Source organism: Clostridia bacterium, from assembly GCA_016887505.1.
Classification (GTDB): Bacteria; Bacillota; TC1; order TC1; family UBA5767; genus UBA5767.
The window spans coordinates 721,214-746,415 of sequence record CP069393.1; the positions used below are offsets into that span (position 1 = coordinate 721,214).

The following is a 25,202-nucleotide window of genomic DNA, read 5'->3' on the forward strand; positions in this document are numbered from 1 at the left end:
TCCGTTACTTCTCATCCATTGACCCTATCATGGATTTCTCAATGCTTCTTGCAAACTGTGAGTCTTTGATTCCAATCACCGTACGAGGTGATTTACCGATGGCTATTCCTAACTCATAGCGGTCTCCGGTCTGATAACATCTATTTCCAAATTGCTTCTTAAAGTATCCTGCTGTCTCATTACTGCAATCTTTGCTGAGGATCACCAGCTTGATGGATTTCAGATGTGCGCGACAGGTATTATCACCGGATACTAAGTTTCCTGATTTTGCAGCAAACCCTAAAAGGGTTCTAGTTTCTTCATTCATGTTTCAAAACCTGGTTGTTCAACTCTACAATCAGATCATCACTTAGTTCCATTTCCAATGCTCTGGACAGATTTTTATTCTTAATGGCCTTGTGTAAGCATTCTTCTTTCTTACATAAGTAAGCCCCTCTGCCGGGTGCCTTGCCTTTTGGGTCTATCTTAATTTCCATATCTGGTGTGCGAACAATTCGCAGCAAATCTTTCTTTTCTTTCTTTTCCCTGCAACCCACACAACTACGCATTGGTATTTTATTATTCCTCATCCGTTTGGATCACTTCCTCTTCCACTGCTTCTTTCAATATTTCTTCTTCTAATACTTCTTCTGTTTCTTCTGGCGTTTCTTCATCTTCATCTGCCATTATTGCAGCTAGCCGAAGTGTGAAATCAGATCCCTCAATCCGAAATGCCTCCTCGCCGCCATGTTCCTCAATATATTGCTCCATCTGAGTTTCGCTTTTAATATCAATTTTCCAACCAGTCAATTTTGCCGCTAGTCGTACATTTTGTCCTTCCTTGCCGATGGCTAGTGAAAGTTGATTATCTGGTACAACAACTCTTGCTGCATTCGTACCTTCTTCTAAAAAGATCTCTACAACTTTTGAAGGCGATAAAGCATTGGCTACAAAAAGGCGTGGATCCTCATTCCAATTGATAATATCAATTTTTTCCCCAGAAAGTTCATCTACGACCCTTTGGACACGCGAGCCTTTTGGTCCTACACAGGAGCCAACAGCATCAACATTGTCGTTTTCAGAATAAACTGCAATTTTACTTCTTGCACCTGGTTCTCTTGAAACGCTCTTAATTTCCACAGTTCCATCATGAATTTCAGGAACTTCCAATTCGAACAATCTCTTAATCAGACCAGGATGCGTTCTAGAAATAATTATTTGTGGACCCTTATTGGTCTTTTTAACTTCCACAATATATATTTTGATTCGATCGCCCGTATTGTAGCGTTCCTTGCTAATTTGCTCCGCTACTGGCAACATTCCTTCCGTCTTTCCAAAATCAATAAAAATGTTACCGTTTTCAATACGCTGTACTACACCAGTAATAATATCACTAGTACGGTTGCTGAATTCTTCATAAATGATATTTCTTTCCGCTTCGCGGATTCGTTGTACAACAACCTGTTTCGCAGTTTGAGCTGCAATACGACCAAAGTCGCGAGGTGTTACTTCTTCCTCAATCACATCGCCTACTTCGTATTCGATATCAATTTTTTTAGCATCCTCAAGTGAGATTTCCATCCGCTCATCATTGACTTCTTCAACAATGTTGGTTTGAGCAAAGACTTGAATATCACCAAGTTCCCTATCAATTACTACTCGAACGCTTTGAGGTGTACTAAAATTCTTTTTATAAGCTGAAATCAATGCTGCTTCCAATGCTTCTAAAAGAATGTCTATCGATATGCCTTTTTCCTTCTCAATTTCTTTTAAAGCTGAGATAAATTCCTTATTCATTTTGTTCTCCTCCAAAATTTAAAACTGTACTGCCAACCGCGCAGAACTGATCATCTCACGCTTTAATTGCCTTGATGATCCATTTATATCAAGCATTATACTATCGTCATTAAACGATTCTAAAATTCCTTCGAATTCCTTTTTACCGTCAATTTTCTCATAAAGTTTTATATGGATAAGCGAACCTATCGCTTCTTCATAATCCCGTTTCTTCCGCAAAGGAGCTTCAATGCCAGGTGAAGAGACTTCTAGAATATAGCCTTCGTTTGAAGGTTTATACTCCTCATCTAAGATAGGGTCAAGATAGCGCGAGACAAGCTCACAGTCATCAATAGAGATTCCTTGCTCAGAAGAGATGAAAAACCTAAGGAACCATTCTGCCCCTTCTTTCTTCCATTCCACGTACCGCAAGTCATAACCTAACTTTGCAATCTCTTTTTCAAATCTTTCTTCCATTTTTTGCTGGATGTCTTTCGCACTCATCCGACTACCTCCCGTAGATAATATAAAAAGTGGGCTATGAGCCCACTTTTACTGTCGTCAATTCATTTCTATTAATTATAATGCATAGTTGTAACTTTTACAAGAGTTTTCGGTCCAATTGTCATAAATATGATTTATACCCAAAATTCTACTGAAAAAGCGATCTTACACCGATAGCAAACTTTCATCAAGATGCCTTGTGATAGCGCTTGCATCTTGTTAGATGAATCGTTCAAAACGTTCTTGATCAACACCACATATTGGGCAACGTTTGGGGGGCTGATCCTTTGCCATAAGATATCCACAAACCTTGCATCGATACACTGGATAAGCAAGTCCTTGATCGGATAGTTTTGCATCAACCAGATTTGACACAGCTTTTTTCCGTCGTCTTTCCGGTATTGAACGGACACTTTTGGTCCCAGCAAATACTTCTTCGTCTACATACAAGGCACAATAGCAGGCACCATACTCTGCCAAATCATCATCCCGATAATCACAGGGACAGATAAGGTCCATATCGTCTTCCTTTTTCCCAACTGAAAGGCGACAGGGGCAGGATTGGTATCCATAACGATCTTGGTTTTCCAATAATCCCTTTAAGAGCATGTTTACAAATTCCCGGTCTGGGTTTAAATAATATCCCTTACCAGCAATTTCATTTTCAATTTGCTGATACAGTTTTTCAATCCGTTTTTCCATCCTATTTCCCCTTGATGATTTCTTCAATTTTTTCTGGTTTATAACCTTGAATCGAATCTTTACCATCAATAACTAGCAATGGAAAAGCCTGCTCACTTACATATGATACCATTTCTTCTAATGCTTTTTCTTGGTCTGAAGAATCCAAATTATCTACAAAAACATAGTCATAGGCAACACCATGTTCGTTAAGAAGATCCTTAGTTTTTTTGCACCAGCCACAAGTAGACAATGCGTAAAGCTGTAACGTTACCCCTTCATTTCCATCTACATGAATCCACATATGTTTTCTCCTTTTCATTTATTAATAGTATATCCTATTGAAACATTTTTATACAAATTAAAAAGTACCTTATCACTATTCTCTCGTTTGATGAATGACATCCAGCAAGAATTATTTAGATACATAGTTCTGTGATGGCTCACTTATGCAAGTTTATGAAAGTGAATCTAGTTCAAAGTCGTTTTGTGAAATTGCTTCTCCTGGTTGTTTGATTATAAACTGTGTATTCCAATTCTTAGATAGTAACGCCAAAATTATATTTAAATCACCTTCAATAATATTCTCCGGCAATCCAATTAAATCATTTAGCTCATCTACCTTTTCCCGAACTTCTGCCATGGAATAGCAGCCAGTTTCGATAACATCAATCGCCTTATAGCCTGAAAACATCTGTTGGAAAATATTACTCGTTTTTTCATAGCCATATTTATCTTTGATTCTTTGGATGCACAATATTCCAACTTGGTCCATGCATCTAGCCCAGCCTTTCGTCATGAAAAATGGATGGTCTCTCTCATTGATCTCCATCCTTACCTTTTCACTTCCCAATAGCAAAGAGATACAATCACTCACTTTCGGAACAATTAGCGTAGATTTTTTAGAAATCAGGTCTTTAATCCCGCCCCCACAATATCCATATCCCAACAAAATAAAATCGTATACTCCATCGTAATTTTCAATCAGAGACTGGATTCTATTTTGAAGTTTTTCTGGATTCTCATGTAAACCACCATCGACCCATTCTATATCTAAATCATGAATATTTCCCTCGGTAATCACGAATAATAATTCTTCTTTTAACGTTTCACAAGCAATCAATAGTGTTTTCATGCAGAACTCCCTTCAGCACTAATCACTTCATTTCCCTACCACAATCATTTATTCCTTTAACTCTATTGGAGGGGATTTTTCGCGTCTTGATTGTAATTGGCCTAATATCATCTGTTAACGTATTTCTCTTTATCCAAAAAGACTCATCTGTTCGCTTTCAGGAAGTCCTTCGAGCATACCCATTTCTCGCATTTTATCTACTACCGTTGTGCTTATTCTTGTCCGCAACCGCAGATCTTCAATAGACATAATTTTATTGCTATCCCGCACTTCCACAATACTATTTGCGGCCTTCGTTCCAAGCCCCGGTATCGTATTAAAAGGTGGAAGTAGTGCATTTTCTTCAACTATGAAATCACTAGCACTAGATCGATACAGGTCCATTGGCAACAGTTTTATACCTCTCGCATACATTTCAAGAGCAATTTCCAATATCGTCTCTACATTTTTCTCGCGAGCCGATAATCTCGGTAATGCATGCAATTTTTTCATCTCTTTTTTGATATTTCTGGGACCTTGTCGGATGATATCCAAATCAAATTCATCTGCTCTAACTGTGAAGTAGGTAGCGTAGAAAGCCTCTGGATAATTAATCTTATACCAAGCAATCCGGAAAGCCATCGTGACATAGGCTACTGCATGCGCCTTGGGGAACATATACTTGATTTTCTTGCAAGAATCTATATACCAAGCCGGAACCTCATGCTCTTTCATATCCTGCTCGTATTCTGGTTTTAAGCCTTTCCCCTTTCTCACATCCTCCATGATCCGAAAGGCTACGATTGGCTCTAGTTTTTTATGCAACAAGTATGACATAATGTCGTCCCTTGTTGATATGGCTTCAGACAGTTTAGCAGTCTTATTCACAATTAGATCTTGGGCATTATTCAACCAAACATCCGTTCCATGAGAAAATCCTGATATACGAACCAACTCAGAAAAAGCCTTCGGTCTTGTGTCCTGGAGCATCTGACGAACAAACTTTGTGCCAAACTCCGGAATACCTAGCGAGCCCACGTCAAGTGGTAAAATATTGCAATCTAAATCCAGTGCGTCGGCTGAGGAAAATAAGGATAGTGTAGCTGGATCATCTAGTGGAATGGATTTTGCATTTGTTCCTGTTAAATCTTCCAACATTTTGATTGCCGTTGGATCATCGTGACCCAGCAAATCTAGTTTAACCAAGCTGGCATCGATGGAATGGTAGTCAAAATGACTCGTCCTAATGTCTGAATTCGTATCTTCAGCGGGTCTTTGAAGCGGAGTAAAACAGTTTACGTCTTCCCCTTTGGGCAATACGATAATACCACCTGGATGTTGGCCTGTGGTTCTCTTAACACCTGTACAGCCACTCGCTAAAGCCGCTAGTTGCGCATTTCGAGCGTTAGTAACCCCATTTTCTTCTAAGAATTTCTTTACAAATCCAAATGCCGTTTTTTCAGCAACAGTTGCTATGGTTCCAGCTTTAAAAACATTGTCTTTGCCAAATAGAACCTCGGTATATTTATGAATCGTTGTCTGATAATCTCCGGAAAAGTTAAGGTCAATATCCGGAATTTTATCTCCATTAAATCCAAGAAATGTCTCAAATGGAATTTCATGGCCATCCTTGATCATTTTAGTACCACATTTTTCACAAACTCGGTCTGGTAAATCGGCACCACAGCCGACCGAACCATCTGTAATAAATATATTGTTATGGCAGCTGGGACAGCTATAGTGAGGAGCCAAGGGATTCACTTCCGTGATTCCTAACAAGGTGGCCACAAACGATGACCCTACTGATCCTCTTGAACCCACTAAGTATCCATCCTGATTGGATTTTTTCACCAGTTTTTCAGCAATCAGATAAAGAACTGAGAATCCATTTTCAATAATTGAACCTAGTTCTCTTTCCATACGCTCTTCTACAATTTGAGGCAAAGGCTCTCCATAGAGTTCAATCGCTCTTGCCGCACAAGTAGTTCTAATTTCTTGCTCTGCTCCCTCAATCTTAGGTGGATGCAGTTTTGTCTGAACTGGATTCATATCTTTTTCAATGCTTTGACAAATCTTTATAGGATTATCGATAACAATCTCTCTCGCCTTTTCCTCATCAAGGTAAGAAAATTCCTGCAACATTTCTTCTGTTGTACGGTAATACAGCGGTGGCTGTGTTGTATCCTTATATCCCTGCCCTGTTTGAATAATCTTACGATATATTTCATCCTCTGGATCTAAAAAATGAACGTCGCCAGTAGCAACAACAGGTATATCTAATTTCTCACCGAGTTCAACAATCTGTCGATTCAAATTTTCCAATTCTTGGCGTGATGAAACCATGTTTTCCCGTAGCATAAACTCATTGTTACCAATGGGTTGGATTTCGAGATAATCATAGTACCTTGCTATGTTTTCGATGGTCTCTGTATCCTCGCCCCGATACAAGGCCTGGAAAAGTTCTCCTGCCTCACATGCGCTCCCAATGATCAGTCCTTCCCTCGATGCGTCCAGTTCACTTCGTACTACCCTGGGTTTTCGATAGAAATGATTCAGATTGGAAGAAGTTACCAATTTATATAAGTTGGGAAAGCCCTTGGGATTCTTAACTAGAATAATCATATGATACGGTCTAGCTTTGGGATCCTTCCCTTCTCGGTCATCAATATAATAGGCTTCCATACCATAAACTACATTGACATCGAGTCCTTCTTTTTTAACAATAGTATGTGCCGCAGGAAATGCTTGCACCCCACCATGATCTGTGACGGCCATATAGGGATGTTTCCAATCGTGCGCTCTTTTCAGGGCCATCTTAAGATCGGTCATTCCATCTAAAGCACTCATGGTAGTATGCAGATGTAGCTCAACTCTTTTCTGCTCAGAATCATCCGTTCTCGTTTTATGTTCCGCTCGGTTAATATCCTTGAGCATCATGGTGAGTTCTTGGCTGTATCGGTCAGTCTGAACCGATCCACGTACCTTCACAAACTGATTGTTGCTCATATTCACATTAAATGATTCATTTTCTTGCGTAAAATATTTAACTGTTATGCCACTTTTCTTATCGACTAAATCAAAAGTAACGAGCGTTCTTCCACTTCTCAGTTCTCTAATCTCGAGGTTAATTACCTTACCTTGTAACGTTGCACTTCTTTCTTCTTCTTTGATGGAGAAAATTGGCTGAGGTGCCTCCTTGATTTGTCTTCCCAGTAGCACAGCACCATTGCTTGAAGATTCTTTCTTCGAATCCATATTTTGATTAGATTCATGTATGGTGAGTAAACGATCTTTTTCAAGCACCTCTAGACTCTTGCTAAAATCCTTATCTTCATCTAGATGAAAAACGACATCTTTTAGCCAAGGCATCATGATATGTATCATCTCATAGATTGAACGCTTATGTTTTTCTTTTTTAAAGTAGTCAACAGCCAGTACAACATTAAGGCCTAAATCGAGCATATCATCTTTTATCTCAATAGTAGATATACATCCTTTAAGCAAAAAGGCCTTTTGCCCCATTTCCTCTCGTAAAACTTCTAGAAAACGGTCTCTTGTCGCCTCACACCAATTTTCTCTTTCTATGCTTGGCCACATACATACAGTATCCAACTTCAGTAATTCTTCCATGCCTGTAGCCAACTTAAGTAACATTTCATGCGGTATCGTACTCACGCCATTCATAAGCAAGAGCATCTTTTTTTTCTTTTCATACAGGTATACTTTAGAGAACTGTAATTGATCTATCTTATCCAAATACATTTTGGGTAGACTTGCTTGTTCAGCTGCTTTTTGCAACAGTTTTCTCGTATCCATTTTTCTCCTCTGGGACAATTATGCCAATGTATTAAGTATTTGACTCGCTTTCTTTGCAGCATCTTCTACAGGAACATCGATTTTTTCCCCTGTGCTACGAATGAAAATCTCGACTTTACCTTCATCTATTTTTTTGCCGGCAGTTATTCGTATTGGATAACCGATTAGCTCACTATTGGCGAATTTAACTCCAGTACGTTCCTTGGAATCGTCCAATAAAACATCTACTCCCATCCCGAGGAGTTCGTCATATATTTGATTTGCTGCGTCTACTTGTTCTTGCTTTTTATGTACAGCGGGGATAACAATAACCTCGAATGGTGCAATTGCTTTGGGCCATATGATTCCGGATTCATCATTGTTTTGTTCCACACTTGCTTGCATAGTACGACCGATTCCAATCCCGTAGCAGCCCATAACCATGGGTTGTGATTTTCCATTTTCATCCAAATAGGTTGCGCCCATCGATTCGGAATATTTGGTTCCCAGCTTGAATACCTGACCTACTTCCGTACCACGAGCAGCAATTAGCTCTGCTTGACATTTAGGACATGGGTCACCTTTTTTTACTTCCTTGATATCCACCACGCGTTCACACGTAAAGTCGCGACCATAGTTTACATTCTTTATGTGGTAATCCTTCTCGTTGGCTCCACAAACTAAATTTTTAAGTCTAGTAATTTCTTCATCCACCAAGACAGTTACATTATTCAAGCCGACTGGTCCAATAAATCCAGGTTGTATTCCCAATTGTTCAATGATTTCTTCATTCGTATCCATGTCTACTGCCAAGGCACCCAGGGCGTTTTGAATTTTAATTTCATTAGCCTCCCTGTCTCCTCTAACAAAAGCCACAACATATTCTTCCTTGTCATCAAAAACTGCACGATAAAGAAGTGCTTTTATTGATTTGGCTGGTTCAGCATCCAAAAATTCACATACTTCTGCAATGGTTTTTTGATTCGGCGTTAAGACTTTCTCCATTGCCTTTTCTTCTTCAGGATCCAGATAGCTCATATCCATCAGTGCTTTTTCTGTATTCGCAGAATAATCACATTCTGGGCAATAAACGATACCTGCTTCTCCACTTTCGGCCATAACCATAAATTCATGGGTATTGCTACCACCAATTGCTCCAGAGTCCGCTTCTACAGCCCGATAGGATAAACCACAACGATCGAAAATAGCACTATAGCCCTCGTACATTGCTTTATAGGTTTTATCTAATCCAGCCTCATCCTTGTCGAATGAATACCCATCTTTCATCAGAAACTCACGACTTCGAATCAGACCAAATCTAGGTCTTCTTTCATCCCTGTACTTATTTTGAATCTGGTAAATATTCAAAGGAAGTTGTTTATAGGAACTAACGAAGCTTCTTACCAAATCAGTAATCACTTCTTCGTGTGTCGGTCCTAAGCAATAGTCATTATCGTGCCGGTCTTTAAATCGTATTAGTTCTTTTCCATATACTTCCCAACGTCCACTTTCAATCCAAAGTTCTGCTGGTTGAATAATGGGAAGCATCACTTCTTGGCAATCTCTTTTATTCATTTCTTCTCTGACAATATTGGAAATTTTATTCATTACTTTCCAACCAAGAGGCAGGTAGCTATATACACCTTGAGATAATTTCTTAATCATGCCTGCACGCACCAACAACTGATGACTTCTCACCTCAGCATCAGCCGGTGTTTCCTTTAACGTAGGTATCAATAGATTTGATGTCTTCATTTTCTTACTCCATTTCCTTCAGTAATATTTCCAATTCCTTTTTGAACGCTGGAATTAATTCCTCCTGGCGCACTTTCCGGATAATCTTTCCTTTGCGAAATATGAGGCCTAGATTCTTGCCTCCAGCTATCCCAAGATCTGCTTCTCGAGCTTCTCCGGGTCCATTGACAGCACAACCCATAACAGCCACCTTAATGGGGATGTCAATTTCATGTAAGATAGATTGAACTTTTTCAGCCAAACCAATTAGATCCACTTCTGTTCTTCCACAAGTAGGGCAAGAAACCAAGGTGGGACCAAAACAACGTAGATTTAAGGCTGAAAGAATATCTCTAGCTGCTTTCACCTCATCTACTGGATTTCCTGTAATAGATACTCGAATGGTATCGCCTATTCCTTCTGCTAGTAAAGTGCCAATCCCAATCGATGATTTAACCAAGGATTGTTCTTTCAATCCAGCTTCGGTTACTCCAATATGCAACGGGTAATGGCATCTGTTGGCAAGAAGCCTGTTGGCTTCAATCATAGTCGAAACATCGGAACTCTTTATGGATAATTTAATATCAGTAAAGTTCATATCCTCTAGGATTCGCATATGGTTTAAGGCACTTTCTACCATGGCTTCCGTTGTTGGACCGTGATAACGTTCCAACAGTTCTTTTTCTACAGAACCACTATTTACGCCTATCCGGATGGGGACTTTTAAGTCTTTTGCCATGTCAACAACTTGCCTAATTTTATCTTTCGACCCAATATTTCCTGGATTGATACGTAAACCTTGTACGCCCGCTTCCATAGAGGCTAGAGCCAGCTTATGGTCAAAGTGAATATCCGCTATTAGCGGGAGGCTGGACTTCCCAATAATTGTTTTTAGTGCATGGGCTGCTTCCAAATCTACAACGGCTAAACGAACTATTTCACACCCTGCTTTTGCAAGCTCTGAAATCTGCTTTACGCTAGCCACAGTATCACGAGTGTCCGTCGTAATCATGGACTGGATGCTTACCGGTTCATCTCCACCTATACCGATGTTGCCAACATGAATTTTTTTGGTTTTTCTTCTCGTATACAGCATAATCAGTTACCAAATAGCTTCAGTACGTCATTGTAGGTTGCAAAGACCATGATTGCAATAATCAGAAAGAAGCCAACCATATTGATAAGTGCTTCCTTTTCAACCGGTAATCTCTTACCCCTGATTTTTTCTATCAAGACTAGAATCAGCTTTCCTCCATCTAAGCCTGGAATAGGCAACATATTAATAATTGCCAAATTTAGACTAAGGATTGCAGTAAAATACATCAAAGACAATAGTCCTGCATCGGATGCATCTTTCACCATGGTTGCAATTCCCACTGGTCCGCTAAGTTCAGCAGGCATCGCTCCGGTTACCATCATGAAGAGTGCTTGTACCATCAGTACTATAAACGTATAAGACTCTACAATACCACGATAGATGGCTTGGAATGGATTGAGTTTAACAATTGGTCTTCCAATACCAATCATGAGTCGCCCCGTTTCTAGATCCTCATACGGTGTCAATTGCGTTTCAATATTTTCACCATCTCGTTCCAAAATTAAGTCAATTTCTACCGGTTCCACACTAGTAATAATTTCACTTATTTCATCCCAAGATTCAACGTTTTCTCCGTTAATAGAAAGAATTCGATCATCCTCTAGGAGACCTGCTTCTTCAGCTGGAGAATCCATGCTAATTGAACCAATGATTGGCTCATCAGAAAGCACGCCCATACCCATAAAAATAATCATAAAAATGACGATAGCCAGAACAATGTTCATGGCACTGCCAGCTACCAACACTTTGGCTTTGGCACCAGGTTTAGCATTTAAGTATCCATTTTCTATGTTTTGTTCCTCAGAAGTTTCTCCTGCCAAATTCACGTAAGCAAATATCGGAATGATTCTTAGGGAAAACATGGTATGCTCACCTTGTTTTTGCATTATTTTGGGTCCAATACCCAAAGAGAGTTCCTTCACTGGTATTCCTTGCATTCTAGCAACAAAGAAGTGTCCTAGCTCGTGAACTGTGGCAATTATTCCAATAACGATAAAGGTTAATAGAAAAGTCATTTCAATTTCCTTTCATGCCATCCATATAGGTAATCTCTAATTTCTCGATCCATTTCAAATATATGGTCAATCGATTCAATGTTCTGATGCATAAAGCGTTCCATCGCTTTTTCAATAAAGGATGGAATTTCAACAAATGATATCCGCTCATTCAAAAACAGATCCACACCGACCTCATTTCCCGCATTATAGCAAAGTCCACCACACCCCTTATTCTTATCGGTCTGATAGGCTAAACGCAGCGCTGGAAAATCTTTAATCCTAGGCTCTTCAAAACTTAATGATCCAATTTTAGCGAGATCCAATCTTTCAAAGTCACTAGGCAAACTCCTAGGACTACTCAAAGCATATTGGATGGGTAATCTCATATCTGGTAAGCCCATCTGCGCCAACACGGAGCCGTCTATGAACTGAGCCATGGAATGTACAATGCTCTGGCGATGTACCAAGACATCTATGGCCTTATATTCTAGAGAGAAAAGATGTGATGCCTCTATCATCTCAAGACCTTTATTGGCCAAAGTTGAAGAATCTATGGTAATTTTTTTGCCCATACTCCAATTGGGATGGTGAAGGGCTTTTTCCAGTGTAATATTCTTAAATTCTTCTCGTGGTAAATCACGGAAAGCCCCCCCGCTAGCAGTAAGAATTATTTTTTCTACCTGGCGTTGGGTATTCTCAATACATTGAAATATTGCTGAATGTTCGCTGTCCACGGGTTTTAAAATACACTGATTTTTTTTAACAAAATCCATGATTAATGTGCCAGCCGTTACCAAAGATTCCTTATTTGCTAATGCAATCTTCTTTCCAGCTACCAAGGAAGCCCAAACAGACGATAGACCCGCAAAGCCACCAATGGCAGCGACTACAGTATCAACCGAATCTGATCCCAAAGCCTGATTTAGTTCCTCTTTGGAATTCAAGATAGTCGCATTTTTGTCTTCCAGCACTTCCTTTAATTCTTCTTTTTTAATAACATTGTCCAAGTATACAAATTGAGGTTTAAATTCCTCAATTTGATTTAATAAACTAGTAAGGTTGGAACCAGCAGCCAATAAAGACACTTCAAATGAATCCGGATGTGCTCGAAGCACATCCAGAGTTTGCGTTCCAATCGAACCAGTTGATCCCAATACAGCGATTTTTTCCATTTTTCCATCCGTTCTATAATACGTGTGTAATTAAATAATAAGCAAGTGGTACAACAAATAGTGTACTGTCAAATCGATCTAATATCCCGCCATGTCCAGGCAATAGTTTACCGGAGTCCTTAACCCCAGCAGTCCTTTTTAGAGCAGATTCGAAGAGATCGCCAAATATACCGGCAATCGATACCGTTGCCCCCAATAAGATTCCTCCCCACACACTTAGAAATGGTGCAAAGATTCCAGCAATTATCCCAGCCACTACGGTAAATGTGACGGCTCCAATTGCTCCTTCTACACTTTTTTTAGGACTAAGTGATTCAGCCAGTCTTCTGCGCCCAAACCGGGTACCTAAGAAATAGGCCGCACTGTCTCCTATCCAAATCATCGCCATAACGAAAAAGGTCCAAAAAAATCCATTTTCCAGTTGGCGGAGATCAAAAAAGAAAGAAAACAGTAAAAAAATATAAAATACACCAAAAAATCCCATCGTGAGGTCATCAAACTTCATCTTGGGATAACGAATTATCATTTCAAAGCACATCAGCACAAATAAAGGAACTAGCAACAAGCCCCAGGATAAGTCCCATCCTAAGGATTTGTACAACATAATCGCAAAACCGGCTAGGGCACCCAATTCAAAGGGTACGTTTTTATCCATTTTTCTAGTGATTTGCACATACTCTGCATAAGCTAAGAAGGATATGGCTGTGATAATAATCGAAAAAAATATTCCTCCATAATAGAAGGCACCGAGCAGCAATATTATCCCAAGAGCCGCTGTTACCGTCCTATAAGCTAGGTTCTTTTTGTCCAACGCCATAATCAAATGCCTCCAAATCTTCTACCCCTATGTTGGTATGCAATCATTGCTTTTCTGTATTCTTCTTCACCAAATTCTGGCCAAAAAACGTCCGTCACATACAATTCTGCGTACGCAATCTGCCAAAGCATGAAATTACTAATTCTCATTTCACCAGAAGTCCGAATAACCAAATCCAAATCTGGCATATTCTTAGTATACATCAGTGAGGAGAGTTTTTCTTCAGTAATTTTATCCACAGGCACGTCTTCCGTAACTATATTTTTCACTGCTCTAAGAATTTCCTGACGTCCGCCATAGTTAAAAGCAATATTTAAAACCATTTTTTTATTGTCTTTGGTTAATAAAAGACCCTTCTTAATGGCTTTTTGGGTCTCTTCAGGAAGAGGACCTAATTCACCTAGGATATTGACCTTTACGCCTGCTTCATGCAGTTCTTGCAATTCCTTTTGCATGACTTCTATCATCAGCTTCATCAGAAAATTGACCTCTGTATGAGGCCTTTTCCAATTTTCAGTTGAAAAAGCATATACCGAAACAATTTCAATCCCCCAAGCGGCAGAAAATTTTACAATCTCTTTTAATCTTTTCATACCCTCACGGTGTCCCATGGTTCGGGGCAATCCTTGTTTTTTTGCCCAACGACCATTTCCATCCATAATAATGCCAATGTGTCTAGGCAAACTATTTAAGTCCATTTCCTCCAATTTACGCATTTGTTCTCCTTGATGAAAACCCCCTATAAATAGGGGGCTCTTTTATACTTGCATGATAGATGCTTCTTTTACTTTCGTTATTTCATCAATCTTATCTGAGTAGGTCTTTGTTATCTCCTGCACCTGTTCCTCAGCATTTTTAACTGCATCTTCAGAAACACCATCGGTTTTCATCAGTTTCTTTAGAGCATCGTTTGTCTGTCTTCTTATATTCCGAATTTCAACTTTGAAGTCTTCACCCTTTTTATGAACTTGTTTGACAAGCTCTTTTCTTCTTTCTTCTGTAAGTTGAGGTATCGGCAACCGGATGAGCTGGCCGTCATTTGCAGGATTAATACCAATATTTGCAGCCATAATCGCTTTCTCAATATCTGCAATTGCTGTTTTATCCCACGGTTGAACTACCAACATTCTAGGTTCCGGAGCACTGATGTTGCCCACTTGGTTAATCGGTGTAGGTACACCATAGTAATCAACCATAATTCCTTCTAAGATGCTAGGGTTAGCGCGTCCAGTTCTAATCGTTGACAAATCGTGCTTATACGCATCAATGCCCTTCTTCATCCGTTCTTCTGCTTCAGTTATCGCTTTTGAAATACTCATAGTTACCTCCCAACTACTGTTCCAATTTTTTCGCCACATACAGCTTTTAGAATATTTCCTGGTTGTGTCAAATTAAACACCAACAGGTTAATATCATTTTCCATACACAAGGATGCGGCTGTTGCATCCATTACTTTAAGACCTTGGTTCAATACTTCTCTAAATGAGATTTCCGAATAAAACTTAGCCTCAGGATGTTGTTTTGGATCCATATCGTAGACACCATCTACTTTTTTAGCCATCAGAATTACTTCACAATTCATTTCTGCTGCTCTTAGAGCAGCTGCCGTATCTGTTGAAAAATAAGGGTTACCCGTACCACCACCAAAAATTACTACTCGGCCTTTCTCCAGATGGCTGATGGCTCTTCTTCGGATGAAGGGTTCTGCAATCTCCCTCATTTCTATCGAAGTTTGTACCCTTGTTGGTACTTCTATTTTTTCTAAAGATCCCTGTATTGCCAGAGAATTCATGATGGTGGCAAGCATGCCCATATAGTCTGCTGTAGCTCGGTCAATTCCTGAAGAAGTCTGATTTGCACCTCTCCAAATATTGCCTCCTCCGACTACTATAATTACTTCCACACCCAAATCAACAATTCCTTTAATCTCGTTTGCGATACCCGCTACTGTGTCATTATCGATACCAAATCCCTTGTCGCCGGCTAGCGCTTCCCCACTAATTTTTAGAAGGATTCGTTTATATATGGGCTCACTCATAGTCATACCTACTTTCATATTTACTATATTGTACTTCAAAAAAAGGGAACACAAAAGTGTTCCCTTAGGTTTTAGTTTTATTTCGTCATGGAAGCAACTTCTTCTGCAAAATTATCCTGTTTTTTCTCCAGTCCTTCTCCCAATTCATAGCGAGCGAACCTTCTAATCGAAATATTCTCGCCAATTTTAGCAATCTTCGCGGTTACTAAATCACTAATTGTTTGGTCAGGATTTTTCACAAAGCTTTGATTCATCAAGCATACTTGCTCGTAATACTTTCTAATTCTTCCTTCAACCATTTTTTCAACGATTTTTTCAGGTTTTCCTTCATTCAAAGCTTGATTTCTTAGAATTTCTTTTTCTTTTTCAATCGCTTCTTGAGGTACTTCTTCCTCACGGACATAGGTTGGATTCGCAGCTGCAATCTGCATGGCAACATCTTTAACAAATGATTTAAAATCATCTGTGTTGGCCACGAAATCAGTTTCGCAGTTTATCTCTACCAAAACACCAATTCTTCCACCAGCATGAATATAAGATTCTACAAGGCCTTCCGTTGCAATACGTCCTGCTTTTTTAGCAGCGGCTGCCATACCATGTTCTCTTAAATACTCTACTGCTTTTTCAATATTTCCATCTGTCTCGGTCAGGGCTTTTTTGCAGTCCATCATACCAGAGCCAGTCATTTCACGTAATTCTTTTACTAAGCTTGCACTAATCATAATAATTGTCCTCCTTTAGATTAAGCCTCTTCAGTGGCAGCAGGTGCTTCTTTCGCAGCTTCCACAGTTTCTTCAACGATTGCTTCAGTTGTCACATCTTCAAAGTCTTCATCATCTACTTTGGTTTGTGAACCTTCAATAATCGCATCCGCCATTTTCTTGGTAATCAATTTTACCGCTCTAATAGCATCATCGTTACCTGGAATCACATAGTCAATCTCGTCAGGATCACAGTTAGTATCGACAATAGCCACTACAGGAATGTTCAGTTTTTTAGCTTCTGCAATAGCAATACGTTCTTTTTTAGGGTCTACTACAAAAATTGCACCCGGCAGATTATTCATTTCTTTAATACCGCCTAGGAAGTTCTCCAATTTTTCTTTTTGCTTGTTTAATTTCATTACTTCTTTTTTAGGAAGTACATCAAATGTACCGTCAACAGCCATTTCTTCCAACTTTTTCAGTCTGTTTACACGTTTTTTAATGGTATTGAAGTTGGTTAGCATACCACCCAACCATCTGTGGTTTACATAAAAGGCACCTGAACGAACGGCTTCTTCTTTGATTGCTTCTTGAGCCTGTTTCTTCGTTCCAACAAAGATGACCTTTTTACCATCTGCTGATACACTGCGCAAGAAATTATAAGCATCATCTAACAGCTTAACCGTCTGTTGCAAGTCAATGATATAAATACCATTCCTGTCTGTAAAGATGTATCTTGCCATCTTCGGATTCCAGCGACGTGTTTGGTGTCCAAAGTGAACACCTGATTCTAATAATTGTTTCATTGAAATTACTGCCATTTCAATATCCTCCTTGGTTTTTTTCTTCCACATCTTTCTTCACCAGAAAGCACCCGAGGGCACCCCTTTCCAATTCGAGATGTGTGATTTTTTAATACCTGTGAAAGTATACCATAAGTCCCTTACTTCGACAAGCCATTTTTACCGTGGGGATGGGCATTTCGGTAAACGTCTCGCAGGTGTTGCTTGCTTAAATGAGTATATATCTGAGTTGTAGATAGGTTTTCATGTCCAAGAAGCTCTTGAACCACACGAATATCCGCACCATTCTCGAGCAAGTGCGTTGCATAGGAGTGTCTTAACATATGCGGATATATACGTCCCACACCCATTAATTCCCCATACTTTTCTAATATCTTGCGTACACTTCGATCTGACATTGGCGTCTTTCGAGTATTATATAATAAACGTTCTCCATTTTCAGGAGCGAGCTTTGAAAAACAATCATCCAAATAATGCACCAATAGTTCTTGCAATAACTGGCCAAATGGGACGATTCTCTCCTTATGCCCTTTTCCTAAAACCAAAATAAATCGTCTTTCCAAATCCAGATCCCCAACCCGTATATTCACCAGTTCTCCCACCCGTATGCCTGTGCCATATAGTATTTCTAAAATTAGCCGGTCACGAACTCCTATGGCTTTTTTCATATCCGGTAGCTTCATTAAAGATTGAATCTGTTCTTGATACAAAAATTCAGGTATTTTTTTGGCGATTTTAGGACTAACAATGCGTTGCATAGGATTTTCATCCAGTAGTTCTTCTGATTCGAGATAGGTAAAATAGGCGCGTAGCGCAGTAATATGCCTAGCCATTGTGGAGCTCGCATATTTTTTACTATTTAGTTTTCCTAAATAGCGGCGCACCTGCAAATGGGTAATCATCTCTGGTCCATCGGACCCTTTTAACTCCCCTTTTTCCAACAAAAAAGCAAAAAACGCCTGCAGGTCTCTGCGATAGGCGTTTATAGTATGTTTAGAATAGTTTTTTTCGTCTTCAAGTACTAAAAGGTACTGATTAAGCGAAGTATTGCAGTCCATGATTATCCCCTTATCCCATTTTCAATCAAAAAACTATCCAATTCTTCTAATGCGCGTTTTGCCAGTGCTTCATTTCGGAGTTTTTTCTTTCTAATTTTAGGTTGCATCTTGGGGATTAGTCCCCAATTTATATGCATTGGCTGGAAGTTTTTGGCTTCTGCTTCCGTAATGTAGCCCATTAAGCTTCCGATTGCGGTCGTTTTGGGAAAATACACAGAATCTTTTTTATCGATTTTCCGGGCCAGGTTTAATCCCGCAATAAATCCAGATGCAGTACTTTCAATATAACCTTCCACACCCGTTATTTGACCAGCAAAATATATCCTCTCATCCTTCTTAAACGACCCATCTGGATTCAAAAGTAATGGACTCTTTATATAGGAATTCTGGTGCATCACGCCATAGCGCACGATTTCAGCATTTTCCAGTCCAGGAATCAAGGACATCATTTTCTTTTGCTCACCAAATGTCAAACTTGTTTGAAAACCAACCAGATTGAATAGGGTTCTTTCTTTATTGTCTATTCGAAGTTGAACCACAGCATGTGCTTCTTTTCCAGTATGGGGGTTAACCAAACCAACTGGTTTTAAAGGACCAAAAGATAGTGTTTGTGCACCCCGTCTCGCCATTTCTTCTACCGGCATACAGCCTTCAAAGTACTGCTCTTCTCCCTCTATTTCCGGTTTGTGTTTTTCCGCTTTAATCAAGAAATCAACTAGCGCTTCATACTCTTCTTGATTTAGGGCACAATTGATATAATCTGCTTCTCCTTTGTCGTACCGTGAAGCCCACCAAGCCTTATCCATATTTATTGATTCTAAGGTTACAACTGGTGCCGCTGCGTCAAAGAAATGAAAGTATTCTTCAGAACAAAGTTCTTGTATTGAAGCTGCCAATGCTCCTTCTGTCAAAGGGCCCGAAGCTACTACCACATATCCATCTTTAGGAATTGATTCGATTTCTTCTCGCACAATTTCAATATTGGGATGATTGCTTATTGCTTCACTTACACCACGCGAAAATCCAAGGCGGTCCACTGCCAATGCTCCACCAGCAGGTACTTGATGCAAATCTGCCATGCGCATGATTAGAGATCCTACACGGCGTAATTCTTCTTTTAGCAATCCTGCACCGTTGCTCACATCAGCAGACCGCAATGAATTGCTGCATACCAACTCCGCTAGTTCTCCCGTTTGATGTGCTTTCGTTTTCACAGTAGGACGCATTTCATACAAGGTAACCTTATGTCCTCTTTGTGCCAACTGATAGCTAGCTTCTGCACCAGCAAGTCCACCGCCAATTACTTTAATGGATGTCATCTATTTTTCCTACTCTTCCTTCTTGTCTTTTTTGTTTTCTTTCTTTTTTTGTTCTGAGTAATCACAGTCTTCGGATAAACAATACTTGTAGCCGCCATAGCGTTTACTCTTTTGCGCTAATGGGTAGCCGCATTTAGGACATTTTTCCTCAATGGGCAAGTCCCAACTCACAAAGTCACAGTTTGGATATTGCTCACAGCCATAAAAGGTTTTGCCAGTACGACTTTTTTTCTCGATAACTTCGCCACCACACTTAGGACATGTTTTTCCCGTTTTTATGATGATGGGTTTGGTATTTCTACACTCCGGGAATCCAGGACAGGCAAGGAATTTGCCGTATCGGCCCATCTTGAAGACCATATTTCGGCCACATTTTTCACAAATCACGTCCGAAACTTCATCTTTTATTTCTATCTTTGCTACTTCTTTTTCTGCTTTTTCAAGCTCAGTGGAAAAAGGTCCATAAAAATCTTTCAGCACTTCTTTCCATGCTGCGGTACCTTCCTCTACGCTATCCAAATTGCTCTCCATTTTGGCGGTAAAGGTAGGGTCCAAGACAGTCGTGAAACTAGATTGCAAAACATCCAACACAATCCGGCCTAATTCGGTTGAGTAGAATAATTTGCTTTCCTTGACTATATAGCCTCGTCTTACAATGGTATCAATAATTGTTGCATAGGTGCTGGGACGTCCAATGCCCATTTCTTCTAGTGTCTTCACTAATGAAGCTTCATTAAAGCGGGCCGGTGGCTGTGTGAAATGCTGCGAAGGCGCTAATTCGCTCAAATTCAACATTTCATCAACTTCAAGAACGGGTAATGCAATCTCATTCAATGCTTTTCTTGCATCCTTATCTAGGTTCAAATACCCTAAAAATTTGACCCTTGAACCGTTTGCCTTAAACAAGGCTTTTCCAGCCCCAATGTCCACACTTAGGCTATCGATAATTGCGCTCGCCATTTGTGAACAGACAAAACGTGTCCATATAAGCTTGTACAGTTTATATTGGTCTTTCGTCAAGATATCTTTCAGTAGTTCTGGTGCTTTATCCACATAAGTTGGACGAATCGCCTCATGGGCATCTTGAGCATTCTTCTTTGAAGCATATACTCTGGTTTTTTCCGGTAGATACTCTTTCCCGTAATGCTCTTCAATAAACAGTTTTGCCTCATTTTGTGCTTGGCTAGAAATTCTCGTTGAGTCAGTACGTATATAGGTAATCAAACCGACGGTACCACCATGACTTTTCCCTAGATCGATTCCTTCATACAATTGTTGGGCAAAGCGCATGGTCTTTTTAGCGCTAAATCCCAATTTTCTAGATGCATCCTGTTGTAAACTAGAAGTCGTATAGGGTGGGTTGGGATTCTTCTTTTTGTCTTTTCGCAGCACTTTTAATACTTGATAGCTACTTCCACCCAACATATCCAGTATTTCTTTCATTTCTGCTTCTGAAGCAATAACTTGCTTTTTACCGTCTATTTGAGAAAGGCCTGCTTCAAATTCCATGTTTTCCTTGTTAAACTTTGCGGCAAGCTTCCAGTACTCTTCCGGAACAAACTTTTCTATTTCTTCTTCACGTTCAATAATAATTCGCACAGCAACAGACTGAACTCTGCCCGCGCTGAGGCCTTTTTTTACTTTTTTCCATAATAAGGGGCTTAGTGAATAACCTACCAATCGGTCAAGTACCCTTCTAGCCTGTTGTGCCTCGACCCGGTGCATATCGATGGTTCTAGGCTGTTTAACTGCTTCTAATATTGCGTCCTTGGTAATCTCATTAAATTCAATCCTTGTTTTACTGTCTTCTGGCAATCCCAAAACCCGCTGAAGATGCCAAGCAATTGCTTCTCCTTCGCGGTCAGGGTCAGTTGCCACCAAAATTTTCTTGGCTTTTTTTGCTTGTTTTTTAATTTCTTTTAGTAGATTGCCTTTTCCCCGAATGGTTATGTATTGCGGTTCGAAATTGTTCTCCACATCCACCCCCATCTTGCTTTTAGGCAAATCAATCACATGCCCCATTGAGGAGGTCACTAAATACCTACTTCCTAAAAACTTATTTATGGTTTTGGCTTTTGCAGGTGACTCCACAATGACCAATATCTTATCCGCCATAACAATCCTTTCCTATTACAATATTTCCTCTAGGGATAAAGCTACAAAGGCGCCATCCCGAATCAATCTGTTGCAACCTGCACTGGTAGAGCGATTAATATCTCCCGGTACAGCGTAAACATCTTTTCCTTGCTCAAGTGCGAATTGAGCCGTAATAAGGCTTCCACTCTTAACAGTCGCCTCAACAACCAGAATTCTATCGCTAATACCACTTATGATGCGATTCCGTTCCGGAAACTGGTAAGCCTTTGGAGTATGATATAAAGGATACTCACTAAGTAAAAGTCCCTTTTCCCCTATACACTGTTGTAGTTCTGCGTTCTCCTTTGGATACTCATGATATATGCCATTACCCAAAACCGCAATAGTTTCCCCACCAACTGTCAGTGCAGCTTGATGAGCGGCAGCATCTATGCCATAAGCCAATCCACTAACAATGGTCTCGCCTTGATTTGCCAATGCTCTGGCGAATCTATTCGCTACGCAGCGACCATATGTTGTACATCTTCTCGAACCTACAATACCAAAAGTTTTCTGATTAAGCAAAGCTATATTGCCTCTTGCATATAAAAGCGCTGGTGGATCGTCGATGTTTTTCAAACCAATAGGGTATCTTTTATCCCTATACGTTAGCACATAAATTTCTTTACGCAACATCTTTTTAATCTCCTCAACCCATCTTTTTAAGTCGCCTTTTATATCTTTCTTTGCTTTCTGGATTTGTGCAATTTCATTACGATTCAATTCCCTTTTCCGAGTTCCTCCCATGATTTGTTTACCCAATTCATTTGTATATTCCAAAAAGTATAACTTACGCAATAAACGAGGGTTCTTCAGGCTCTCACTTAATCCGTACCAATAAGCTATGTTTATAATTGGATCCATGTTTTTCCTCCTTTGTGTGGATTTTGACATAAAAATAGAATGAGAAGAGTTTCCTCTTCTCATTCTTCATTACAGTATCCTACACTTTTTTTGTATGCTCTTTAATGCTGACACAACGAACATTAAATTTGTTTTCTTAACCTAAGAGCATTGCTTACCACCGAAACAGAACTAAACGCCATGGCTGCTGCCGCGATCATGGGATTAAGCAACAATCCTGTGCTTGTATACAGTACGCCCGCAGCGATGGGTATGCCAATCATATTATAAAAGAATGCCCAAAACAGGTTCTGCTTAATGTTTCGAATCGTTTTTGACGAAGCCCTCAGGGCCACTAGAATATTCATTGGGTCATCCTGCATCAAAACTACGTCAGCAGATTCAACCGCGACATCAGTGCCACCACCTACCGCCATACCCACATCTGCTTGAACCAAGGCAGGTGCATCATTAATACCATCCCCTACCATCGTAACAACATAGCCTTCCTTTTGAAGGCGTTCTACTTCCTCCACCTTATGCTCAGGCAATACTTCGGCAATGACCGTATCTATTCCCGCTTCTTTCGCAATATGATCGGCTGCAGTCTTATGATCTCCTGTCAGCAATACAGCCCTAATTCCAAGCTCTTTCAGTTGACGAACCATCTGCGGAATACCATCTTTTAGTCGATCTTTTGCCCCTATCAACCCAACTACTTCGTTTTCCAATACCAAAGCCATGATGGTATTGCCTTTGTTCTGTAACTGGTTTACATCTTCCTTAATCTTTTCTTCTTTTAGAAAACCTTTTTCCTCAAGCATCCGAAGTGATCCCATCCAAACATTGTAACCTTTGCCATCTAAAGATACTCTAGCTGCTATGCCTTTGCCTTGGATGGACTTAACGTTTTCGACCACAGCCTTGGTCCATTTTTGAGATTTTTCTATTTCTTCTGCTCTTTTGATTACAGCATCTGCTAAGGGGTGTTCTGAACGACTTTCCACTAAAGAAGCCAGAGTATATAAATCGCCTACACTATAGCCACCATAAACAAATTCCTGATTGACCGTTGGTTTTCCCTGAGTTATGGTTCCCGTCTTGTCGAATACCATGACTTGCGTGCTATTCAGACGTTCTAAGGGCTCACCGCCCTTAAATAGAATTCCTTTTTCAGCAGCTCTTCCAGTACCCACCATGATGGCAGTAGGTGTAGCCAATCCCAAGGCACAAGGGCAAGCAATAACGAGTACTGCGACAAAAATTGTAAGTGAAAACTCGAGATTCTTGCCGTATGCCATCCAAAATATAAAGGCCAAGACAGCGATTGACATAACAATTGGAACAAATCGCCCAGCTACTTTATCTGCCAATCTAGCAATGGGGGCCTTACTTCCTTGGGCCTCACGAACCATGCGAATAATTTGGAAGAGAATCGTATCCTCTCCTACCTTTGTTGCTTCCATTACCATGGAGCCATTGCCGTTTACGGAAGCACCGGTAAGATGATCTCCAGCAGATTTAAATACGGGAATGCTTTCTCCACTAATCATGGACTCATCCACAGACGATTCCCCTGTAAGCACTTTCCCATCCGTCGGAATTGCCGAACCTGGTTTCACCAATAGGTGATCTCCGGGTTTTACTTTTTGTATCAATATTTCCTTTTCACTTTGACCTTCTATCAAGAAGGCAGTCTTGGGTCTTAAATCCGTAAGGCGCTCGATTGCCTTACCCGTTTTGCGCTTGGCACTTCCTTCTAGATACTTACCTAGATTAATCAGTGCAATAATAACGCCCACACTCTCAAAATAGAGAGGAAATGAAATTCCATTTTGCAGTATTCTCACCGTATTGACGAGACTATATATGAAAGCTGCACTCGTTCCAACTGCCACCAGAGAATCCATGTTGGGCATACGGCTAGCAAGAGATTTAAAGCCTATGCGGTAGTGGTCTCTGGCAATAATCAGTATCGGTACCGTTAAGAGTAGCTGCAAAAGAGACATCTGAATCGGATATGTTTGCTGCAGATTTCGAATGAAAGCAATCCCCAACATAGGTCCCATGCTGATTAGGAACAATGGAATGGCAAAGGAAAACAACGAATATAGCTTTCTTTTGGCTTTTTTTTGCTCTGCTGATTCGTTTAGGTTTTTCTCATCTAGAATAACCTGATACCCCAAGTTTTCGATGCTTTCATAAATCTGTTCAAGCTTAATTTGTTCTGGATTGTATTCTATCGTTGCTTGTTCCGTAGTTAGGTTGACAAAAGCCTCGATTATACCTTCTTGGGCTTTTAGGGTCTTTTCGACATTGGCACTACAAGATGCACAGTGCATACCACCAATTAGAATTCGGGTACGTACTATGCTACCTTTTACGATTCCATATCCCATATGTGAGACAGCCTGCATCATAGTTTGTTCAATTTCTTCATTATATTCATGAAAATCTACTTGCAAATTTTCTGTTAGTAGATTTACTTCAGCACTTTTCACTCCTTGAATTTGGCTGGCTGCATGTTCCACATTGGATGCGCAACTTGCACAATTCATATCCTTTACGGAATAGTTTTTAATCATCGGACAATTCTTTCCTTCCCAATCATTTTAGTTGGCTTTAGTTTATCACA

The 25,202-nt window shown here is 40.0% G+C and carries 23 protein-coding genes; all 23 read right to left on the minus strand.

The annotated features are described in order from the left end of the window. Positions 1-4 precede the first annotated feature (4 nt). A complete protein-coding gene (locus tag JR334_03560; GenBank protein QRN86313.1) occupies positions 5-307 on the minus strand; it encodes a ribosomal L7Ae/L30e/S12e/Gadd45 family protein in 303 nt (100 codons plus the stop codon). Beyond that, positions 300-569: a YlxR family protein gene (locus JR334_03565; GenBank protein ID QRN86314.1), complete on the minus strand. Its 270-nt coding sequence runs from the start codon at positions 567-569 to the stop codon at positions 300-302. Before JR334_03565 ends, JR334_03560 begins: the two co-directional genes overlap by 8 nt. Further along, positions 559-1,776, minus strand: a complete 1,218-nt coding sequence (gene nusA, locus JR334_03570) for a transcription termination/antitermination protein NusA (protein QRN86315.1) — start codon at positions 1,774-1,776, stop codon at positions 559-561. Before nusA ends, JR334_03565 begins: the two co-directional genes overlap by 11 nt. A gap of 18 nt (positions 1,777-1,794) precedes the next feature. Continuing rightward, complete coding sequence (locus JR334_03575) at positions 1,795-2,232, minus strand: ribosome maturation factor RimP (GenBank protein QRN86847.1); 438 nt, start codon at positions 2,230-2,232, stop codon at positions 1,795-1,797. A 246-nt stretch (positions 2,233-2,478) separates the two neighbouring features. Further along, positions 2,479-2,961: a ferredoxin:glutaredoxin reductase gene (locus JR334_03580; protein QRN86316.1), complete on the minus strand. Its 483-nt coding sequence runs from the start codon at positions 2,959-2,961 to the stop codon at positions 2,479-2,481. Between the two features lies 1 nt (position 2,962). Then, positions 2,963-3,244 (minus strand): glutaredoxin family protein, encoded by a 282-nt coding sequence (locus JR334_03585; GenBank protein QRN86317.1) that lies wholly within the window; start codon positions 3,242-3,244, stop codon positions 2,963-2,965. Between the two features lie 153 nt (positions 3,245-3,397). After that, positions 3,398-4,075 carry a DUF1638 domain-containing protein gene (locus JR334_03590; GenBank protein ID QRN86318.1) on the minus strand — a complete coding sequence of 226 codons (678 nt, stop codon included), beginning with the start codon at positions 4,073-4,075 and terminating at the stop codon, positions 3,398-3,400. A 129-nt stretch (positions 4,076-4,204) separates the two neighbouring features. Next, a complete protein-coding gene (locus JR334_03595) occupies positions 4,205-7,870 on the minus strand; it encodes a PolC-type DNA polymerase III (protein ID QRN86319.1) in 3,666 nt (1,221 codons plus the stop codon). An 18-nt stretch (positions 7,871-7,888) separates the two neighbouring features. Next, positions 7,889-9,604 (minus strand): proline--tRNA ligase, encoded by a 1,716-nt coding sequence (locus JR334_03600; GenBank protein ID QRN86320.1) that lies wholly within the window; start codon positions 9,602-9,604, stop codon positions 7,889-7,891. Positions 9,605-9,608: 4 nt separating this feature from the next. Next, positions 9,609-10,676, minus strand: coding sequence for a flavodoxin-dependent (E)-4-hydroxy-3-methylbut-2-enyl-diphosphate synthase (gene ispG / locus JR334_03605; protein ID QRN86848.1), 1,068 nt, complete (start codon positions 10,674-10,676; stop codon positions 9,609-9,611). Positions 10,677-10,681: 5 nt separating this feature from the next. Continuing rightward, complete coding sequence (rseP, locus tag JR334_03610; GenBank protein QRN86321.1) at positions 10,682-11,695, minus strand: RIP metalloprotease RseP; 1,014 nt, start codon at positions 11,693-11,695, stop codon at positions 10,682-10,684. After that, on the minus strand, positions 11,692-12,849 hold the full coding sequence (locus JR334_03615; protein ID QRN86322.1) for a 1-deoxy-D-xylulose-5-phosphate reductoisomerase: 1,158 nt from the start codon (positions 12,847-12,849) through the stop codon (positions 11,692-11,694). The genes rseP and JR334_03615 overlap by 4 nt, the downstream gene beginning before the upstream one ends. Positions 12,850-12,862: 13 nt before the next feature. Beyond that, a complete protein-coding gene (locus tag JR334_03620; GenBank protein QRN86323.1) occupies positions 12,863-13,666 on the minus strand; it encodes a phosphatidate cytidylyltransferase in 804 nt (267 codons plus the stop codon). A gap of 2 nt (positions 13,667-13,668) precedes the next feature. Continuing rightward, positions 13,669-14,382, minus strand: a complete 714-nt coding sequence (locus JR334_03625; GenBank protein ID QRN86324.1) for an isoprenyl transferase — start codon at positions 14,380-14,382, stop codon at positions 13,669-13,671. A gap of 42 nt (positions 14,383-14,424) precedes the next feature. Next, positions 14,425-14,985: a ribosome recycling factor gene (gene frr, locus JR334_03630; protein QRN86325.1), complete on the minus strand. Its 561-nt coding sequence runs from the start codon at positions 14,983-14,985 to the stop codon at positions 14,425-14,427. 2 nt (positions 14,986-14,987) lie between these two features. Then, complete coding sequence (locus JR334_03635; protein QRN86326.1) at positions 14,988-15,704, minus strand: UMP kinase; 717 nt, start codon at positions 15,702-15,704, stop codon at positions 14,988-14,990. 77 nt (positions 15,705-15,781) lie between these two features. Next, the gene (tsf, locus tag JR334_03640) at positions 15,782-16,429 is read right to left on the minus strand and encodes a translation elongation factor Ts (protein ID QRN86849.1); all 648 of its coding nucleotides are present in this window, start codon (positions 16,427-16,429) and stop codon (positions 15,782-15,784) included. A gap of 17 nt (positions 16,430-16,446) precedes the next feature. Next, a complete protein-coding gene (gene rpsB / locus JR334_03645) occupies positions 16,447-17,229 on the minus strand; it encodes a 30S ribosomal protein S2 (GenBank protein ID QRN86850.1) in 783 nt (260 codons plus the stop codon). Between the two features lie 122 nt (positions 17,230-17,351). Continuing rightward, positions 17,352-18,269 carry a tyrosine recombinase gene (locus tag JR334_03650; protein ID QRN86327.1) on the minus strand — a complete coding sequence of 306 codons (918 nt, stop codon included), beginning with the start codon at positions 18,267-18,269 and terminating at the stop codon, positions 17,352-17,354. A gap of 2 nt (positions 18,270-18,271) precedes the next feature. Beyond that, positions 18,272-19,588, minus strand: coding sequence for a methylenetetrahydrofolate--tRNA-(uracil(54)-C(5))-methyltransferase (FADH(2)-oxidizing) TrmFO (gene trmFO / locus JR334_03655; GenBank protein ID QRN86328.1), 1,317 nt, complete (start codon positions 19,586-19,588; stop codon positions 18,272-18,274). Positions 19,589-19,597: 9 nt separating this feature from the next. Then, complete coding sequence (topA, locus tag JR334_03660; GenBank protein ID QRN86329.1) at positions 19,598-21,703, minus strand: type I DNA topoisomerase; 2,106 nt, start codon at positions 21,701-21,703, stop codon at positions 19,598-19,600. A gap of 15 nt (positions 21,704-21,718) precedes the next feature. Continuing rightward, a complete protein-coding gene (gene dprA / locus JR334_03665) occupies positions 21,719-22,588 on the minus strand; it encodes a DNA-protecting protein DprA (protein QRN86330.1) in 870 nt (289 codons plus the stop codon). Positions 22,589-22,710: 122 nt separating this feature from the next. Then, entirely contained in the window at positions 22,711-25,152 is a 2,442-nt protein-coding gene (locus JR334_03670; protein ID QRN86331.1) for a copper-translocating P-type ATPase, read from the minus strand. Between the last annotated feature and the right edge of the window lie 50 nt (positions 25,153-25,202).

Coding starts and splice junctions, on each gene's coding strand:
- JR334_03560 (QRN86313.1), bottom strand. CDS start 307: ATGAATGAAGAAACTAGAACCCTTTTAGGGTTTGCTGCAAAATCAGGA.
- JR334_03565 (QRN86314.1), bottom strand. CDS start 569: ATGAGGAATAATAAAATACCAATGCGTAGTTGTGTGGGTTGCAGGGAA.
- nusA (QRN86315.1), bottom strand. CDS start 1,776: ATGAATAAGGAATTTATCTCAGCTTTAAAAGAAATTGAGAAGGAAAAA.
- JR334_03575 (QRN86847.1), bottom strand. CDS start 2,232: ATGGAAGAAAGATTTGAAAAAGAGATTGCAAAGTTAGGTTATGACTTG.
- JR334_03580 (QRN86316.1), bottom strand. CDS start 2,961: ATGGAAAAACGGATTGAAAAACTGTATCAGCAAATTGAAAATGAAATT.
- JR334_03585 (QRN86317.1), bottom strand. CDS start 3,244: ATGTGGATTCATGTAGATGGAAATGAAGGGGTAACGTTACAGCTTTAC.
- JR334_03590 (QRN86318.1), bottom strand. CDS start 4,075: ATGAAAACACTATTGATTGCTTGTGAAACGTTAAAAGAAGAATTATTA.
- JR334_03595 (QRN86319.1), bottom strand. CDS start 7,870: ATGGATACGAGAAAACTGTTGCAAAAAGCAGCTGAACAAGCAAGTCTA.
- JR334_03600 (QRN86320.1), bottom strand. CDS start 9,604: ATGAAGACATCAAATCTATTGATACCTACGTTAAAGGAAACACCGGCT.
- rseP (QRN86321.1), bottom strand. CDS start 11,695: ATGACTTTTCTATTAACCTTTATCGTTATTGGAATAATTGCCACAGTT.
- JR334_03615 (QRN86322.1), bottom strand. CDS start 12,849: ATGGAAAAAATCGCTGTATTGGGATCAACTGGTTCGATTGGAACGCAA.
- JR334_03620 (QRN86323.1), bottom strand. CDS start 13,666: ATGGCGTTGGACAAAAAGAACCTAGCTTATAGGACGGTAACAGCGGCT.
- JR334_03625 (QRN86324.1), bottom strand. CDS start 14,382: ATGCGTAAATTGGAGGAAATGGACTTAAATAGTTTGCCTAGACACATT.
- frr (QRN86325.1), bottom strand. CDS start 14,985: ATGAGTATTTCAAAAGCGATAACTGAAGCAGAAGAACGGATGAAGAAG.
- JR334_03635 (QRN86326.1), bottom strand. CDS start 15,704: ATGAGTGAGCCCATATATAAACGAATCCTTCTAAAAATTAGTGGGGAA.
- rpsB (QRN86850.1), bottom strand. CDS start 17,229: ATGGCAGTAATTTCAATGAAACAATTATTAGAATCAGGTGTTCACTTT.
- JR334_03650 (QRN86327.1), bottom strand. CDS start 18,269: ATGGACTGCAATACTTCGCTTAATCAGTACCTTTTAGTACTTGAAGAC.
- trmFO (QRN86328.1), bottom strand. CDS start 19,588: ATGACATCCATTAAAGTAATTGGCGGTGGACTTGCTGGTGCAGAAGCT.
- topA (QRN86329.1), bottom strand. CDS start 21,703: ATGGCGGATAAGATATTGGTCATTGTGGAGTCACCTGCAAAAGCCAAA.
- dprA (QRN86330.1), bottom strand. CDS start 22,588: ATGGATCCAATTATAAACATAGCTTATTGGTACGGATTAAGTGAGAGC.
- JR334_03670 (QRN86331.1), bottom strand. CDS start 25,152: ATGATTAAAAACTATTCCGTAAAGGATATGAATTGTGCAAGTTGCGCA.